This is a genomic window from Paracoccus sp. S3-43 (genome assembly GCF_029027965.1).
Classification (GTDB): domain Bacteria; phylum Pseudomonadota; class Alphaproteobacteria; order Rhodobacterales; family Rhodobacteraceae; genus Paracoccus.
The window spans coordinates 24,739-39,521 of the sequence record NZ_CP119082.1; the positions used below are offsets into that span (position 1 = coordinate 24,739).

The 14,783-nt window shown below is 66.4% G+C and carries 17 protein-coding genes; 3 read left to right on the forward strand and 14 right to left on the reverse strand.

The annotated features are described in order from the left end of the window. The first annotated feature begins 47 nt into the window (after positions 1-47). On the forward strand, positions 48-749 hold the full coding sequence (locus PXD02_RS00105; protein ID WP_275104965.1) for a 5'-nucleotidase, lipoprotein e(P4) family: 702 nt from the start codon (positions 48-50) through the stop codon (positions 747-749). Positions 750-793: 44 nt separating this feature from the next. Here the strand turns inward: PXD02_RS00105 and PXD02_RS00110 are convergent, their stop codons facing one another. From PXD02_RS00110 to PXD02_RS00135, 6 genes are read right to left on the reverse strand one after another with little or no spacing between them, the layout of a single operon-like run. Next, entirely contained in the window at positions 794-1,390 is a 597-nt protein-coding gene (locus PXD02_RS00110; protein ID WP_275104966.1) for a hypothetical protein, read from the reverse strand. Next, complete coding sequence (locus PXD02_RS00115; RefSeq protein ID WP_275104967.1) at positions 1,387-2,208, reverse strand: ABC transporter permease; 822 nt, start codon at positions 2,206-2,208, stop codon at positions 1,387-1,389. The genes PXD02_RS00110 and PXD02_RS00115 overlap by 4 nt, the downstream gene beginning before the upstream one ends. Further along, positions 2,205-2,939, reverse strand: a complete 735-nt coding sequence (locus PXD02_RS00120) for an ABC transporter ATP-binding protein (RefSeq protein ID WP_275104968.1) — start codon at positions 2,937-2,939, stop codon at positions 2,205-2,207. The genes PXD02_RS00115 and PXD02_RS00120 overlap by 4 nt, the downstream gene beginning before the upstream one ends. A 34-nt stretch (positions 2,940-2,973) precedes the next feature. Beyond that, a complete protein-coding gene (locus PXD02_RS00125; protein WP_275104969.1) occupies positions 2,974-3,540 on the reverse strand; it encodes a cupredoxin domain-containing protein in 567 nt (188 codons plus the stop codon). A 36-nt stretch (positions 3,541-3,576) separates the two neighbouring features. Continuing rightward, positions 3,577-4,542 (reverse strand): YVTN family beta-propeller repeat protein, encoded by a 966-nt coding sequence (locus tag PXD02_RS00130; protein WP_275104970.1) that lies wholly within the window; start codon positions 4,540-4,542, stop codon positions 3,577-3,579. Further along, positions 4,539-5,684, reverse strand: a complete 1,146-nt coding sequence (locus PXD02_RS00135) for an ABC transporter substrate-binding protein (RefSeq protein ID WP_275106463.1) — start codon at positions 5,682-5,684, stop codon at positions 4,539-4,541. Before PXD02_RS00135 ends, PXD02_RS00130 begins: the two co-directional genes overlap by 4 nt. A gap of 218 nt (positions 5,685-5,902) precedes the next feature. On the opposite strand from PXD02_RS00135, the gene PXD02_RS00140 reads away from it, so the two are divergent. After that, positions 5,903-6,460, forward strand: coding sequence for an SRPBCC family protein (locus PXD02_RS00140; protein ID WP_342759306.1), 558 nt, complete (start codon positions 5,903-5,905; stop codon positions 6,458-6,460). Next, on the forward strand, positions 6,457-7,389 hold the full coding sequence (locus PXD02_RS00145) for a YncE family protein (protein ID WP_275104971.1): 933 nt from the start codon (positions 6,457-6,459) through the stop codon (positions 7,387-7,389). Before PXD02_RS00140 ends, PXD02_RS00145 begins: the two co-directional genes overlap by 4 nt. Here the strand turns inward: PXD02_RS00145 and PXD02_RS00150 are convergent. The 8 genes from PXD02_RS00150 to PXD02_RS00185 all read right to left on the reverse strand — a co-directional run bounded on the left by PXD02_RS00150 (position 7,364) and on the right by PXD02_RS00185 (position 14,706). Further along, positions 7,364-7,894: a PQQ-dependent catabolism-associated CXXCW motif protein gene (locus PXD02_RS00150; RefSeq protein ID WP_275104972.1), complete on the reverse strand. Its 531-nt coding sequence runs from the start codon at positions 7,892-7,894 to the stop codon at positions 7,364-7,366. The genes PXD02_RS00145 and PXD02_RS00150 overlap by 26 nt on opposite strands. Beyond that, positions 7,891-8,703, reverse strand: a complete 813-nt coding sequence (locus PXD02_RS00155; RefSeq protein ID WP_275104973.1) for a quinoprotein dehydrogenase-associated putative ABC transporter substrate-binding protein — start codon at positions 8,701-8,703, stop codon at positions 7,891-7,893. Before PXD02_RS00155 ends, PXD02_RS00150 begins: the two co-directional genes overlap by 4 nt. Before the next feature lies 1 nt (position 8,704). Further along, positions 8,705-9,361 (reverse strand): c-type cytochrome, methanol metabolism-related, encoded by a 657-nt coding sequence (locus tag PXD02_RS00160; protein ID WP_473092038.1) that lies wholly within the window; start codon positions 9,359-9,361, stop codon positions 8,705-8,707. 115 nt (positions 9,362-9,476) lie between these two features. Further along, the gene (locus PXD02_RS00165; RefSeq protein ID WP_275104974.1) at positions 9,477-11,351 is read right to left on the reverse strand and encodes a methanol/ethanol family PQQ-dependent dehydrogenase; all 1,875 of its coding nucleotides are present in this window, start codon (positions 11,349-11,351) and stop codon (positions 9,477-9,479) included. 167 nt (positions 11,352-11,518) lie between these two features. Then, positions 11,519-12,352: an S-formylglutathione hydrolase gene (gene fghA / locus PXD02_RS00170; RefSeq protein ID WP_275104975.1), complete on the reverse strand. Its 834-nt coding sequence runs from the start codon at positions 12,350-12,352 to the stop codon at positions 11,519-11,521. Next, a complete protein-coding gene (locus PXD02_RS00175) occupies positions 12,349-12,870 on the reverse strand; it encodes a GNAT family N-acetyltransferase (protein WP_275104976.1) in 522 nt (173 codons plus the stop codon). The genes fghA and PXD02_RS00175 overlap by 4 nt, the downstream gene beginning before the upstream one ends. Further along, positions 12,857-13,498, reverse strand: a complete 642-nt coding sequence (locus tag PXD02_RS00180; protein WP_275104977.1) for an ATP-dependent Clp protease proteolytic subunit — start codon at positions 13,496-13,498, stop codon at positions 12,857-12,859. Before PXD02_RS00180 ends, PXD02_RS00175 begins: the two co-directional genes overlap by 14 nt. A gap of 77 nt (positions 13,499-13,575) precedes the next feature. Continuing rightward, complete coding sequence (locus PXD02_RS00185; protein WP_275104978.1) at positions 13,576-14,706, reverse strand: S-(hydroxymethyl)glutathione dehydrogenase/class III alcohol dehydrogenase; 1,131 nt, start codon at positions 14,704-14,706, stop codon at positions 13,576-13,578. Positions 14,707-14,783: the final 77 nt, after the last annotated feature.

The following is a 14,783-nucleotide window of genomic DNA, read 5'->3' on the forward strand; positions in this document are numbered from 1 at the left end:
CCGGGCAGCGGTTCTAGGGTCCGGCGCGCCACCAACAGGATTCGCCCATGACCAGCCCGCCCCGCCGCCATCACCCGTCGGAACGCGCCATCGCGATCCGCTATCAGCAGCGATCGGCCGAGGTGAAGGCCCTGCAACGCCAGTGCTATGCCCTGGCGACGCTGCGCCTGCGCGCGGCGGTCGAGGCGAACGGCACCGGCAAGGGCCTGGCCGTGGTCAGCGACATCGACGAGACGATCCTGGACAACACCGCCGTGATGGCCCACGCGATGACCCTGGGCGAGGCCATGGACGGGTTCGAGACCTGGAAGCTGTGGGAACGCGAGGGCGCGCCGCATCTGCTGCCGGGGGCGGCCGATTTCTTCCATCTGGCCGACCGGCTGGAGGTGACGATCTTCTACGTCTCGGACCGATTCGAGGAAAACAAGCTGGCGACCATCGCCACGCTGTCGCGCCTGGGCCTGCCGCAGGTCCATGCCGACCATGTGCTGCTGTTCGGCCCGCCCAAGGCCGAACGCCGCGCCGCCGTGGAACGCGACCACCGCGTCATCCTGCACCTGGGCGACACGCTGCACGATTTCCACGGCTGCTTCGCGAATGCGACGCTGGAAGACCAGCACCGCCTGGCCGAGGATCACGCCGACCGCTTCGGCGAGGACTGGATCGTCTTCCCGAACGCCGCCCATGGGACATGGATGGAGGCGGACCTGCGGCCCTGGGACGCGCCCAAGCGGGCTGATTCGGCTTAGATCAACGGTCAATGGGCGGGAGCGATGGCCTTCGCCAATCCGCTTCACTTCTCCAGATGCCCCGCGATCGCCCGGCCCAGGGCAAAGGCGCGCTGTTCCAGGATCACCGGGGTTTCACAGACATAGGTCAGCGACTGCTGGCGTTCGGTGAAGACCCGCTGGTCCCAGTCCAGCGCCTCCTCGGCGGCGTCGAGGGCGTCGAAATCGGGCGGGTCGGCCTGCTCCAGTTCCGCCATCGTCGCGCGGCGTTCCGCGATCCGCCGGGCCAGATCGACCTGGCTGTGGCCGTATCGGGCGATGCCCGCGATCAGGGCGGCGCGGTCGGGTTCGATCCTGTCGAAGATCGCGACCATCAGCGCCGTCAGATGCGCGTCGTCCGCACCCCTGGCGAACTCGGCGATGGCGGCTTCGGCATCCTCCAGCGGCAGGCGGCGCTGTTCCAGCCGCGCGGCCAGCGCCTCGATCTGCGGATCGCGGGCCAGATCCGCCACCCGGTCGTCGGGGACCGGCCCGGTCCAGACCTGACCCAGCGACAGATGCGGCTGCTTGCGCTGGATGCAGGGCCAGTCGGGATCGGTGCCGGTGGCGGCCCAGCCGGGCGCGGCGGCAAGCATCAGGGCGAATGCGATGACGGGTTTCATCCCCTCTCCTTCCTTCTGGCCCAAAGGCCCTTGGCGGGATCATACATGAAGACGGCGGCGCCGAAGAACACCGCAAGGCAGCCCGCGACCACCGCCAGGGCCTGCCCGTTCCAGTGCAGATACAGCGCGAAGCGGATCAGTTCGACCGCATAGGTGAAGGGATTGGCCGCGCAGATGTCGTGCAGGAGGGGCGAGCTTTCATTCATCCGCCACAGCGGATAAAGCGCCGAGGACGCGAAGAACATCGGGAAGATCACGAAGTTCATCACCCCCGCGAAATTCTCCAACTGCCGGATGGCGGAGGACAGGAACAGCCCCAACGCGCCCAGCATCAGCCCCGACAGGATCAGCGCCGGGAACACCGCGACATAGCCCCAGGCGGGCGGGCGGATGTCCCAGAACCAGGCGATCAGCAGGAAGGCATAGGCCTGGATGATCGACACGATCACCCCCGCCATCAGCTTGGACCCCAGCAGGAACCAGCGGGGAAAGGGGCTGACCAGCAGCGTCCGCATGGCCCCGGTTTCCCGGTCATAGACCATCGACAGCGAAGACTGCATCCCGTTGAACAACTGGATCATCGCCACCAGGCCGGGGGTCACATAGACCTCGTAAAGGACATAGGTCTGATAGGGCGGCGTGATCGACAGGCCCAGGACGGCGCGGAACCCGGCTGCGAAGATGAACAGCCAGACCAGCGGGCGGACCAGGGCGGCCAGGAACCGCCCGCGCTGCTGGACGAAGCGCAGCGTCTCGCGCCAGGCGATGCCGCGGAAGGCGGTGAACCAGGCGGAGGCGGGAAAGCGGCGTTCGGTCATGCGGCGGCCCCGGTCAGGGACAGGAAGGTCTGGGTCAGCCCTGCGGGCCCGGCGATGGCGGCGGCCTTGCCCGCCCGCAACACGCGGCCCCTGTGCAGGATCACCAGATCGTCGTCCGGCTGGATCTCGTCCATGATATGGGTGGCCCACAAGGCCGACACGCCTTCCGAGGCGATCAGGCGGCGGGTCAGAGCCAGAACCTCGGCCCGCGATTTCACGTCCAGGCCCACCGTCGCCTCGTCCAGCAGCAACAGGTCGGGGCGGTGGATCAGCGCGCGGGCGATTTCCGCGCGGCGCTGCTGGCCGCCCGACAGCGCCGACACGCGGTCATGCGCCCGGTGGTCCAGCCCGACCTGCGCCAGAACCTGCGCGATGCGGTCGCGCGACGAACGGCGCGAGATCCCGTGCAGGGCGGCGTGATAGGCCAGGTTCTGCGCCACCGTCAGGTCGGCGTCCAAAGCGCGGCTTTGGAACACCGCGCCCAGCCGGGCCATGGCCTGGGCGGGCTGGCGGCGCAGGTCATGGCCCGCGACCTCGATCCTGCCCGAGACGTTGCTGTAAAGCCGCGTCACCAGCGAGAACAGCGTGGTCTTGCCCGCGCCGTTCACGCCCAGAAGCGCGGTGAAGCTGCCGCGCGGCACTGTCAGGGACACGTCCGACAGCGCCTGGACGCTGCCGAAACGATGCGACAGGCCGGTGATGCGCAGGGCGTCCGCACTCGGGCCGGTCAAGATGGAATGGGCCAGGCTTGTCGCATCGCCTCTCCTACTGGATGTTGAACACCGCCTGCTGCGTCTCGCCCGAGGATCCGGGAACCGACAGTGTATAGCGTCCCGGCGTCACGGCAATAAAGCTGATCGTCGCGGTTCCGGCATTGTCGAATTCGATGCTGTGGACGCCCATCGGCCGGATCTCGATGTCGTTGATGACGATCTCGTTGATCCAGATGGCGCGGAAGAAGTCGCCGCCCGACAGCGCCAGTTCCTGGCTGCCGTCGGCATTGATGTCGATGCGGTAGAAGCCGCCCGATTTCAGCGTGTATTCGCCGCCCGCGACGGGCGATCCCGATGCCAGCGTCAGCGGCGCCAGATCGGTGCGGTTGTCGCGCGCCATGATGCCGGAAAAGCCGTAATCGAACTTGCCCTGTGCGTCATAGGTGGCCGCAGCCGCGCCCGCGTCCTCGCCTTCCTCGTCGTCCTCCTCCTCCTCGGCTGGCGCCGCATCGGGGGCGGCCTCGGTCGCGGCGGCGCCTTCGGGGGCGGCGGTCTCCTGCGCGGCGGCAGGGACGGACAGGCCGGCCATGATCATCAGGATGGTCAGCAAACGGGTCATCAGGTTTCCTCCCTCACAGATTCGGTTCGGTCCGCGTCAGTTCGGCGCGACCACGACGCCCCAGGGCTGCTGGCCCACGGGGACGGATTTCACGACTTCACCGGCGGCCACATCGATCACCGACACGTCGTTGGAATTGCCGTTGGTGGTGAACAGGTATTTCTCGTCCGGGGTGAAGGCCATCTGCCAGACCCGCTGGCCGACCAGCAGATAGTCCGTCACCTCGTCGGTCTCGCCGTCGATCACCGCGACGCGGTTGGCGGGGCCGAGCGCGACAAACACCTTCTTGCCGTCATTCGTCACCCGCACGCCGACCGGCTGGATCGCCTCGGGCAGCACGCCCGGCACATCGAAGGTGATCTTCCTGATGATCTGCTGCGTGGCCGGGTCGATCACGCTGACCGTGCCGCCGATCTCGGCGCTGACATACAGTTTCGTGCCGTCGTGGTTGTATTCAGCAAAGCGGGGGCGCGAATCGACCAGCACGTTCGCGACGATCTGAAACGTGTCCGTGTCGATGAAATGCGCCATGTTGGTGGTTTCCGAGGTGTTGATGACGATCTTGCCATCGGGGCTGACGCCCATGCCCTCGGGTTCGACGCCGACCGGGATCTCGGCCAGCACCTGATGCGTCTTCACATCGACCACTGTGACCAGGTTGTCATCCTCGTTCGCGACATACAGCGGGTTGCCCGAGGGATGCAGCACGAACAGCTCCGGGTCGGGGCCGGAGGGCAGGCTGTGCAGTTCCTCCATGGTGTTCGGATCGAAGACGCGGACCAGGTTGTCGTCGGACGCGCAGACGTAAAGCTCGGTCCCGTCGGGCGAGATGGTGATGCCGCGCGGGCGGTTGCCGACCGGATAGGTGCCGATCACCTCCAGCGTCTCGCTGTCCAGCACGGTGACGTCATTGCCCTTTTCGTTGCTGACGAAGACGCGGTTGGCCAGGGCGGGTTCGGCCAGGACCGCAAGCGCCGGGGTAAGGATCAGGATCTGTTTCATGGAACCTCCGGGAATGTGCATTCGGTTTCGGGCCGGTCGATGCCCAGCGTGTCCAGCGCGCTTGTCTGGTGCAGATACTGGTCCTGCGGACTGACCGAGGTGGTCAGCACCCCGGTGGTCAGCAGGATCGGCTGGCGGACCTGGTGGTCCCAGTCGCGCACCGTCAGCTTCTGGCCCTTGAAGCCCGCCACGTCGAACTGGTCCGACAGGATGAACTCGCGCAGGGTGGCCGGATCGGCGGACTGGGTGCGGGTCGCGGCCTCGCCCAGGATGCGCAGCGCCAGCCAGGCTTGGTAATCGTCCTCGCGGATTGGGCGGTTCGCCAGCTTCTCGAAGCGGTTCTGGAACTGCATCGCGCCCCAGGCCTCGATCGCCGGGTGCCAGCTTCTGGGCACCAGCCCGGCGGACCCGGCGACGGGGCGCGGATCCCAGGTCAGATAGGGCAGATAGGGCGCGAAGATGTCGCTTTCGTCCGCCGCGACCAGGATGTCGTAATCGGGGGCGCGCTGCGTGAAGACGGGCATCTGCGCCTGCACCTGCACATGGCCCGAATCGGTGCGGCGGGCGCCGCCGGTATCCTCATAGACCCGTTCCTCGACGATCTTGGCGCCGAACTTGGCGGCGGCGCGGCGATAGGCGGCGGCCAGATCCTCGTCTTCGGGATGGCTGCCCTTGACCAGCAGCCAGTCCGGCCAGTTCTTCCACATCAGGAACTGCGCCAGCCCGTCGGCCAGCATCGCATGGCTGGGCGCGACATGGATGGTGTTGGCGCGGCAATCGGCGCCGCGCAGGTTGTCGCCCCGCGCCCGCGCGTTCAGCAGCATGGCCCGGTCGCCCGCCTGGTCGGCCAGGGCCAGCGTGGTCGCGCCATCGGCCAGCACCACGACGAACTGGATGCCCTCGGCGATGATCCTGTCCAGCTCGGCCGCCGCCGTTTCGGGGCTGGCCGTGACCTCGACCGCCTCGAAATCCTGGTTCATGAAGCGGCCGGTGGTGTCGTTATCCTCGATGGCCAGGCGCGCGCCCGCGAATCCCTGGTCCGCGACCGGCAGATCCAGCCGGGAAATCGGCGGCAGCCTTTCGGCGTCCACGCGCAGCACGGCGACGCGGATCTGCTGCATCTGCGGCTGCTGCTGGGCCATGACGGGCGCGGCCAATGCCGTGGCACCAGCCAAAAGTCCTATGATTCCCTTGAACATTTCATCTCTCCCTGCCGGTCATGTTGGGTCGCGGGCCGTCCTGGGACAAGACGGTTTATGTTCCCGGCGCGGCCGGGAAGATTTGGATCAATCTTAGGTCGTATGGACGCGGGCGGACGACCGTCGCATGGTCGAAGGGCATTCGACAGAAAGCGGAACAGATGATGCAGAAGATCCTGGGCCTTGCCGTTGCCGCCACGCTGGCCCTGACCCTGACAGCCCAGGCCCACGGCCCGTCGCGGCTGAAGACCGAACAGTCGGTCGTGCTGAACGCCACCCCGGACGAGGTATGGCAGGTCATCGGCAGGTTCGACGACTTCGACTGGCACCCCGCCGTCGCCCGCACCGAGATGACGCCCCAGGGGGCGCCCGCCGATATCCCCGAGGAATCGACCCGCATCCTGCACCTGAGCGCGGAAAGCGGCGATCCGACCATCACCGCAAAGCTGATGTCCATCGACCCGGACAAGCGGCAGTACAAGTACATGATCACCGATGTCGCGGTCGAGATCCTGCCGGTGACGAATTATTCGTCCACCATCCAGGTCAAGGACAAGGACGGCAAGGCCGAGGTGGTCTGGAAGGCCGGGTTCTATCGCGGCTATCCGAACAACGATCCTCCTGCGAATCTGAACGACGATACGGCCATGGCGGCGGTCAACGCTCTCCATCAGGCGGGGCTGGACGCCCTGGCCGACCGTTTCGGCAAGGCCGAATGAGGCTTGCCGCGCTTGTCCTGATGATGCTGTCATCCCCCGCCCTGGCGGGGGATTTGGCTTTCGTGACCAGCCAGAACGCCGACATGGTGACGCTGGTCGATACCGGCACGGGGCAGGTTCTGGCCCGGACGCCGGTCGCGGGCAAGCCCGCGCCGGTGGCCTATGACCCCGCAACGGGCCGCGCCTACGTGATCGCGGCAGAGACTGGGCGGCTGTCCGTTCTGGACGAAGGCGGCGGCGTGACCGTCGGCCGCGACCTGGGCGAAGGCGCCTTCGGCCTGGCCGTGGCGCCGGGGGGCGGGCTGTTCGTGACCGACTGGTTCGGGGCGCGGCTGACCCGGCTGGACGCCGACCTGAAGCCGCTGTGGCAGGTGCCCACCGGCGCCGCCCCTGCCGGAGTCGCCGTCAGCGATGACGGGCGATGGGTGGCGACGGCGGATCGCGACGACGACCGGATCAGCATCTTCGACGCCGCCACCGGGGCGCTGCTGCACAAGGTCCAGACGGCGGGCGCGCATCCCTTCGGCATCACCTTCCATGAAGGGCGGTTCTGGACGGCGGATGTGCAGGGCGACACGGTATCGGCGATCGACGCCGCGAGCGGCACGCTGGCGGGGCAGGTTCCGACCGGCAGCCATCCCTATGCCCTGGCCTTTGCGGCGGGACGGGGGTTCGTGACGAACCAGTATGCGGGCACGCTGACGGTGTTCGACCCCGCCAGCCTGTCGGTTCTGGATGAAATCCCCGTCGGCGATTACCCCGAGGGGATCAGCCCCCTGCCCGGCGGCGATGCCGTGGCGGTCGCCAATTGGGATTCCGACACGCTTGTGCTGGTCGATGCCGAAAGCCTGACGATCACGGCGGAAATCGACATGCCCTCGGGACCGCGCGCCTTCGGGCAGTTCACGGGTCGGCAGGCACGGCCTTGACCAGCGGCGCGCCGCCTGCGGCCAGCCAGCCCTCGATCCCGCCGGGGAACCAGTGGATGCCGTCATGGCCCAGGGCCACGGCGCGGCGGGCGGCATTCCAGCTCATCCAGCAGTCGGCGCGGCAGAAGATCACCGGCGGCGCGGCCTTGTCGCCCTGGGACGCCTGATCCAGCCCCCGTTCCAGCCGCGCCTGTTCGGCGGGGGCCAGGTTTTCCCAGCCGGTATCCCACAGCCAGACGGCGCCGGGGATCGTCTCGTGCGGCGGTTCGCGCCAGAGGGTGCCTTGGGGCAGGCCCTGGGGCCGGGTCTTGCGCGGCAACACGTCCAGGAACGGCACGCCCTGGTCGTGCAGCCGCAGCGCCTGGGCCGCGTCGATGGCCACGGCGCCTTGCAGGGTCGCGGGGACCGGGGCGCGGTAAGGCTCTCCCCGATAGGCGTCGGGTTCGGGAACCTGGGCGACGGCCGGTCCCGCCAGGCGCAAGGCCAGCAGGACCGCGCGGATCATTGGATCAGTTCCTTGCCGTAATCGTCGACCAGCGGCACGCCCGCGTCGCGCAGGATGGCGTGGATTTCGTCCTGGTGGCGGCGGATCAGGCTGTTCAGCTGCCGCTTCCATTCCTGTTCCGGCAGCCGCACGCCCATGGTGATGCGATAGAACATCTTCGGCCCCGAGGTTTCCTTCAGCAGCGGCGTGAACTGCAAGTCGGGGTCGTCCTTGACGCGCGGCCCGGCCAGCGGCCCCCACAGCACGGCGGCGTCCAGCGATCCGTCCTTGACGCCCGCGATCAGGTCGCCCACCGGATCCTTGACCCGCCGGTCCACGAACAGGTCGGCGCCGCGCATGTCCTTGGCCAGCCCGGCCTGGGCCATGATCGTGGCAGGCGGCGATCCGGCGATCACCCCGATGGGATGATCCTTCAGCGCCGGATCCGTCAGGTGATCGACGCCCGCCAGGGCGCCGTCCCTGCGCGTCACGATGCCGAAGACCGAGGTGTAGTAGTGGTTGGTGTTCTGCACCAGCTCGTCGCCTTGGGCATAGCCCATGACCACGTCGCAATCCCCCTCGCGCAGGGTCTTGGCGATGAAGCCCATGCCCGAGGGGAACCAGGTATAGGTCACGGGCACGCCCAGCCATTCGCCGAAGGCCCGGGCCAGCCGGTTTTCGAACCCCGTCCCGTCCTGCGTCGACATGGGCGCATTGGCCGGATCGGCGCAGACGCGGAACTGCGTGGTGGACCGCAGATCCGCCACCTGGGCCGCCGCAGGCGCCGCGCCCAGGATCACTGCCGCCATCAGCCAGCGAAGGATGCCCATGTTACATCGACATGCAGGAATCTTCCTGCGCGGTGTATTCCTCGGACTTGTCGGCGCGTTCGGCGGGACGGCCGCGCGGCAACTCGTCGATGCCCCGCGCCAGCAGATAGACATAGATGTCGTCGATATAGCACCAGACGTTCTTGTTGGTGCCGAAGGCGGGCATCACCTGGTTCTGGGCGGTGTTCACCTCTTGCTTGCCCGAGGCGACGATTTCCTGGAAATCATAGTAATCCATCCGCAGGACCGAATTCTTCAGCGCGGGCGCATAGGTTGATCCCTCGCCATCGGGGCCGTGGCAGACATGGCATTCGGCGGAATAGCGGCGGAAACCGTTGAAGGTCGCGAAATCGACGACGCCGTTCTCGATCTTGAAGGTCGGAATGCCTTCGGCGTTGTACCAGCGGCCGTTTTCCTGGGTGACGGGGGTGATGTCCATGCCGTTGGGAAGGGTGGTCGCACCTTCGGCCATCTCGACCGGCGCATCGCCCGCCTCTCCGGCTGCGGGATCCGCAGCCGCCGCGCCCGATGTCGCGGCTGCCGCGCCTGCGCTGGCTTCGGCGGGCGGCGGTGTCTGGGTCGTCGTGTCCTGCGCCCAGGCGGTCGTTGCCACGGTCGCGGCAAGGACCAGCGACGCAAGGCTGGTGATGGCGTTCATGCTGTCATTCCTCCCAAAGATCAATTTACCCGTCCTCCCCAGGTAAAACTCCCCCCGAGATTATCCTCGGGGGGAGCGTTGGATAGCGCAACTTCGCGTTAGCGGGCCGAAAGTATTAGCCGCTGGTGCCGCCTTCGGCAGGTGCCGGCTCGGCTGCGGGATCGGCTGCCGGTTCCGCCGCGGCCGAGGCTTCGCCCGGAAGCTCGAACACGGTCAACTGGCCGCCCAGTTCGGTGTAATCCGCCAGCGCGGCATAGCCGCCCACCGCGCCCAGACCCTCGTTCGGGTTGGTCAGGCCCGCCGCAAGGCCGATCCCGGCCCAGCCGCCGACGCCCGACAGGACGCCGATATACTGCTTGCCTTCGCGCTCATAGGTCATGATGTTGCCGATGATCCCGGACGGCGTCTTGAACTTGTAAAGCTCCTCGCCCGTGTCGGCATCGATGGCCTTCAGATAGCCTTCCAGCGTGCCGTAGAAGACAATGTCGCCAGCGGTCGCCAGCGCGCCCGACCAGACCGAGAACTGCTCGGGCAGGGACCACTTGATCTTGCCCTCGATATTGTCCCAGGCGATGAAGTTGCCCATGCCGCCATGGCTGTTCGGGGCCGGATACATCGCCAGGGTGGCCCCGACATAGGGCTGGCCCGCGGTATAGGCGACGCGGAACGGTTCATAATCCATGCAGACGTGGTTGGTCGGCACATAGAAGGTCTGGGTCTTGGGCGAATAGGCGGCGGGCTGCATGTCCTTGGTGCCCAGTGCCGCCGGGCAGATGCCGGTGGTGTTCTCGTCCTCGCCGTTCTGGGCGGTCGAGTATTCGGCGACCACTTGCGGGCGGCCGTACTGGTCGCTGTTGGGATCCATCTCGACATGGGTGGCCCAGTTCACGGCCGGATCGAACTTCTCGGCGACCAGCAATTCGCCCGATTCCCGGTCCAGCGTATAGGCAAAGCCATTGCGGTCGAAATGGGTCAAGAGCTTGCGCGGCTGGCCGTCGATTTCCTGGTCGGTCAGGATGTTCTCGTTGACGCCGTCGAAGTCCCATTCGTCATGGGGCGTCATCTGATAGAACCACTTGGCCATGCCGGTATCGACATCGCGCGCCATGATGGTCATCGACCAGCGGTTGTCGCCCGGACGCTGCGACGGGTTCCAGGTGGACGGGTTGCCGGTGCCGTAATAGAACAGGTTCAGATCCGGGTCATAGGAGAACCAGCCCCAGATCGGACCGCCGCCGATCTTCCACTGGTCGCCTTCCCAGCTGTTGAGGCTGCTGTCCGGGCCAATGGGCTTGCCCAGATGGGTGGTCTTTTCGGGATCGACCAGCATCTCTTCGTCCGGGCCGGTGGAATAGGCTTTCCAGGCCACCGAGCCGTCCGCCAGGTTCAGCGCCGTCACCCGGCCGCGCACGCCGTATTCGCCGCCCGAAATGCCGACCATCAGCTTGTCCTTGACCGGCATGGTGGACATGGTCAGCGTCTCGCCGATGGCCGAGTCGCCGACCTTGGTGGACCATTTGACCTCACCGCTCTTGGCGTCCAGAGCCACCACGGTGGTGTCGGCCTGCGACAGGAAGACCACGCCGTCGGCATAGGACAGGCCGCGGTTGACGGTGTCGCAGCACATCACGGCGATGACGTCGGGGTTCTGCTGGGGTTCGTAACGCCACAGGATCCTGCCGTCATTGGCCAGATCCAGGGCATAGACGTTGTTGGGGAACGGCGTGTGGACATACATGATGTCGCCGATCACCAGCGGGCTGCCCTCGTGACCGCGCAGCACGCCGGTCGAGAAGGTCCAGGCCACCCGCAGATCGCCCACGTTGTCGCGGTTGATCTGGTCCAGTTCGGAATAGCGATGGTTGGCATAGTCGCCGGTCTGGATCGCCCATTGTTCAGGTTTGGCCACCTCGGCCATGACGCTGTCATTGGCATAGGCCGTGCCCGACAGAAGCAGCACGGCGACCGTGCTGTTCAGCAATCTTTTCATGAAAGTTCCTCCGCTGCTTGGACGCGGGCGACAGGTTCCCTCCTCCGGTCGCCGTCCTGAAGGTAGTCTTTGGCGGACAATGCCTTGCGTCAATCTGCCGTCCCGGCAATTGCCCCTAAAGTCTTAGGTCGAATTGCCAGAACGGACGGGAAACTTCGGCAAGCCTCCTACAGCAGTCTTTCGGCGTGCCACATCACATGATCGCCCATGAAGGACTGGACGAAGAAATAGCTGTGGTCATAGCCGGGCTGCATCCTGAACTGCCCCGGCTGGCGGCGGGCCATCATCGCCTGGGCCAGCGATTCGGGACGCAGCTTGTCCAGGAACTGGTCGGCGCTGCCCTGGTCGATCAGCACCTCGCCCGGAAAGCCGCGTTCGGTCATCAGGATGGTCGCGTCATGGGCGCGCCAGGTGCTGCGGTCATCGCCCAGATAGGCGGTCAACTGCTTCCGGCCCCAGTCGGATTCGGTCGGGTTGGCGATCGGCGCGAAGGCCGAGACCGACCTGTAGCGCTCGGGATGGGTCATGGCGATGGTCAGCGCGCCGTGCCCGCCCATGGAATGGCCGGTGATGCCCATCGCCTCGCGGTCGATGGCGAAATTGTCGCCCAGCAGTTCCGGCAATTCGTGGACGATATATTGCCACATGCGGAAATGCGGCTTCCAGGGATCCTGGGTGGCGTCGACATAGAAGCCCGCGCCCTGGCCCAGGTCATAGGCCTCGTCATCGGGCACGCCCTCGCCGCGCGGCGAGGTGTCGGGGAAGACGATGGCGATGCCCGCATCCGCGCACCATGCTTGCGCGGCGGCCTTGGTCATGGCGTTTTCATGGGTGCAGGTCAGGCCCGACAGATACCACAGGACCGGCACGCGTTCATGCGCCACCAGTTCGGGCATGAAGACCGCGAAGGTCATGTCGGTGCCGGTCGATTGCGACTTGTGGCGGTAAACGCCCTGGGTGCCGCCGAAGCTGCGGTTTTCCGAAAGGGTTTCAAGTGTCATCCGACATCCTCCAGGTTCTGAAACATGACCAGCCCATCGACCGGCCCAAGCCGGGGATGAAGAAACGCGCCCGGCAGGCGGCCGACAATGGCAAATCCGGCCTTCTGCCACAAATGGACGGCATCGGCATTGGTCGAGACGACGAAGTTGAACTGCATTGCCGTGAAACCCTGTGCCGCCGCCCAGGATTTCGCGTGCTCGACCAAGGCGCGCGCGATGCCCTGGCCGCGCGCGTCCGGGTGGGTGGCGAAGGACGCATTGGCCACATGCGCCCCCGGCCCCGGACGATTCGCGCCGACATGGCTGGTGCCCAGGATCCGGCCGCCGAGCGTGGCGACAAAGGCGGTGAAGGGCCGGGCGAACCAGTCCGCCAGGGCGTCACCGCGAGAGATGTCGCGCGGGATGCAATAGGTTTCCCCCGCGCGATAGACCGGCTCCAGGATCGCCCAGATGGCACCGTGATCGGCCGGGGTCGCGGGGCGGATCTTCACCCCGCGCCCCCGGTCATTCCAGTTCATCCACGCTGCGGATCACCTTGCCCAGCAACCCGTAATCCAGCGCCTCGGCCGTATTCAGCCAGAAGTCGCGCTGCGTGTCCTTTTCGATGCGCTCGACGCTCTGGCCGGTCGCCTCGGCGAAGATCTGGTTCAGCCGGTCGCGCATCAGCCGCACCTGTTCCGCCTGGATCATCATGTCCGAGGAGGTGCCGCCGATCCCGCCCGAGGGCTGGTGGATCAGAAAGCGCGTGTTGGGCAGGCAGAAGCGGTTTTCCTTCTTCGCCGCCACAAAGATCAGCGCGCCCGCGCTGGCCACCCAGCCCGACCCGATGGTGCGCACGGTCGGGCGGATGAACTTGATCACGTCATGGATCATGTCGCCTGATTCCACATGCCCGCCGGGCGAGGAAATCAGCATGTTGATCGGGCGGTCCGAGTCCTCGGCCAAGGCCAGAAGATGGGCCACGGTGCGCTGCGCCAGCTTGTCGTTGATGGTGCCCGCGACGATCACGGTGCGCGACTTGAAATACAGCTTGCCGATCTTGTCGCCTTCGGGAAGGCCCAGGCCGCCGTCCTTCTCGCCCTCGTGGCGCCGGTCATCCTCTTCCGGTTCGTCGTCGTCGTCATCGTCCAGCCACTGGTGACGCATCGGCCTGCTCCTTTATTCCTCATGGCGACGGCGGGACCATGGCCCCGCCGTTCTTTTACCTATGCAGGGATGAACGATCAGTAAAGGACGACCGAGCGGATCGACTCGCCCTTGTGCATCAGGTCGAAGCCCTTGTTGATGTCGTCCAGGCCCATGGTGTGGGTGATCATCGGGTCGATCTCGATCTTGCCGTCCATGTACCAGTCGACGATCTTCGGCACGTCGGTGCGGCCGCGCGCGCCGCCGAAGGCCGTGCCCTTCCAGATCCGGCCGGTGACAAGCTGGAACGGGCGGGTGCTGATTTCCGCACCGGCCGCCGCCACGCCGATGATGATCGACTGGCCCCAGCCGCGATGGGTGCATTCCAGCGCGTCGCGCATCACCTTGGTGCTGCCGGTCGCGTCGAAGGAATAATCCGCGCCGCCGATCTGGTCGAAGGGGGTCTTGGTCATGTCCACGATATGCTGGACCACCGACCCGTCGATTTCCTTGGGGTTGACGAAATGCGTCATCCCGAAATGTTCGGCCATCGGCTTCTTGTCGTTGTTCAGATCGACGCCGATGATCATGTCGGCGCCCGCCAGCCGCAGGCCCTGGATCACGTTCAGCCCGATCCCGCCCAGGCCGAAGACCACCGCCTTGGCGCCGATTTCCACCTTGGCAGTGTTGATCACCGCGCCGATGCCGGTGGTCACGCCGCAGCCGATATAGCAGATCTTGTCGAAAGGCGCGTCCTCGCGCACTTTCGCAACCGCGATTTCCGGCAGCACCGTATAGTTCGAGAAGGTCGAGCAGCCCATGTAGTGATAGAGCGGCGTGCCATCCAGCATCGAAAACCGTGTGGTGCCGTCGGGCATCAGGCCCTGGCCCTGGGTGGCGCGGATCGCGGTGCAGAGGTTGGTCTTGCCCGACAGGCAGGACGCGCATTGCCGGCATTCGGGGGTGTAAAGCGGGATGACATGATCGCCCGGCTTGACGCTGGTGACGCCTGGCCCGACCTCGACCACGACGCCCGCGCCCTCGTGGCCCAGGATCGCCGGGAAGATGCCTTCGGGATCGTCGCCCGAGCGGGTGAATTCGTCGGTGTGGCAGATGCCGGTGGCCTTGATCTCGACCATCACCTCGCCCGCCTTCGGGCCCTCGAGGTTGACGTCCATCACTTCCAGCGGTCGGCCTGCCTCAAGGGCCACGGCGGCACGGGTTCTCATCGCTATTCTCCTATCCGTTCGGGCGTTCTCTTATAAAGCCACAGGGGCCGCGAGGCGGCCTTGGTTGTGCGCGGGAC

Coding starts and splice junctions, on each gene's coding strand:
- PXD02_RS00105 (WP_275104965.1), top strand. CDS start 48: ATGACCAGCCCGCCCCGCCGCCATCACCCGTCGGAACGCGCCATCGCG.
- PXD02_RS00110 (WP_275104966.1), bottom strand. CDS start 1,390: ATGAAACCCGTCATCGCATTCGCCCTGATGCTTGCCGCCGCGCCCGGC.
- PXD02_RS00115 (WP_275104967.1), bottom strand. CDS start 2,208: ATGACCGAACGCCGCTTTCCCGCCTCCGCCTGGTTCACCGCCTTCCGC.
- PXD02_RS00125 (WP_275104969.1), bottom strand. CDS start 3,540: ATGACCCGTTTGCTGACCATCCTGATGATCATGGCCGGCCTGTCCGTC.
- PXD02_RS00130 (WP_275104970.1), bottom strand. CDS start 4,542: ATGAAACAGATCCTGATCCTTACCCCGGCGCTTGCGGTCCTGGCCGAA.
- PXD02_RS00135 (WP_275106463.1), bottom strand. CDS start 5,684: ATGGCCCAGCAGCAGCCGCAGATGCAGCAGATCCGCGTCGCCGTGCTG.
- PXD02_RS00140 (WP_342759306.1), top strand. CDS start 5,903: ATGATGCAGAAGATCCTGGGCCTTGCCGTTGCCGCCACGCTGGCCCTG.
- PXD02_RS00145 (WP_275104971.1), top strand. CDS start 6,457: ATGAGGCTTGCCGCGCTTGTCCTGATGATGCTGTCATCCCCCGCCCTG.
- PXD02_RS00150 (WP_275104972.1), bottom strand. CDS start 7,894: ATGATCCGCGCGGTCCTGCTGGCCTTGCGCCTGGCGGGACCGGCCGTC.
- PXD02_RS00155 (WP_275104973.1), bottom strand. CDS start 8,703: ATGGGCATCCTTCGCTGGCTGATGGCGGCAGTGATCCTGGGCGCGGCG.
- PXD02_RS00160 (WP_473092038.1), bottom strand. CDS start 9,361: ATGAACGCCATCACCAGCCTTGCGTCGCTGGTCCTTGCCGCGACCGTG.
- PXD02_RS00165 (WP_275104974.1), bottom strand. CDS start 11,351: ATGAAAAGATTGCTGAACAGCACGGTCGCCGTGCTGCTTCTGTCGGGC.
- fghA (WP_275104975.1), bottom strand. CDS start 12,352: ATGACACTTGAAACCCTTTCGGAAAACCGCAGCTTCGGCGGCACCCAG.
- PXD02_RS00175 (WP_275104976.1), bottom strand. CDS start 12,870: ATGAACTGGAATGACCGGGGGCGCGGGGTGAAGATCCGCCCCGCGACC.
- PXD02_RS00180 (WP_275104977.1), bottom strand. CDS start 13,498: ATGCGTCACCAGTGGCTGGACGATGACGACGACGACGAACCGGAAGAG.
- PXD02_RS00185 (WP_275104978.1), bottom strand. CDS start 14,706: ATGAGAACCCGTGCCGCCGTGGCCCTTGAGGCAGGCCGACCGCTGGAA.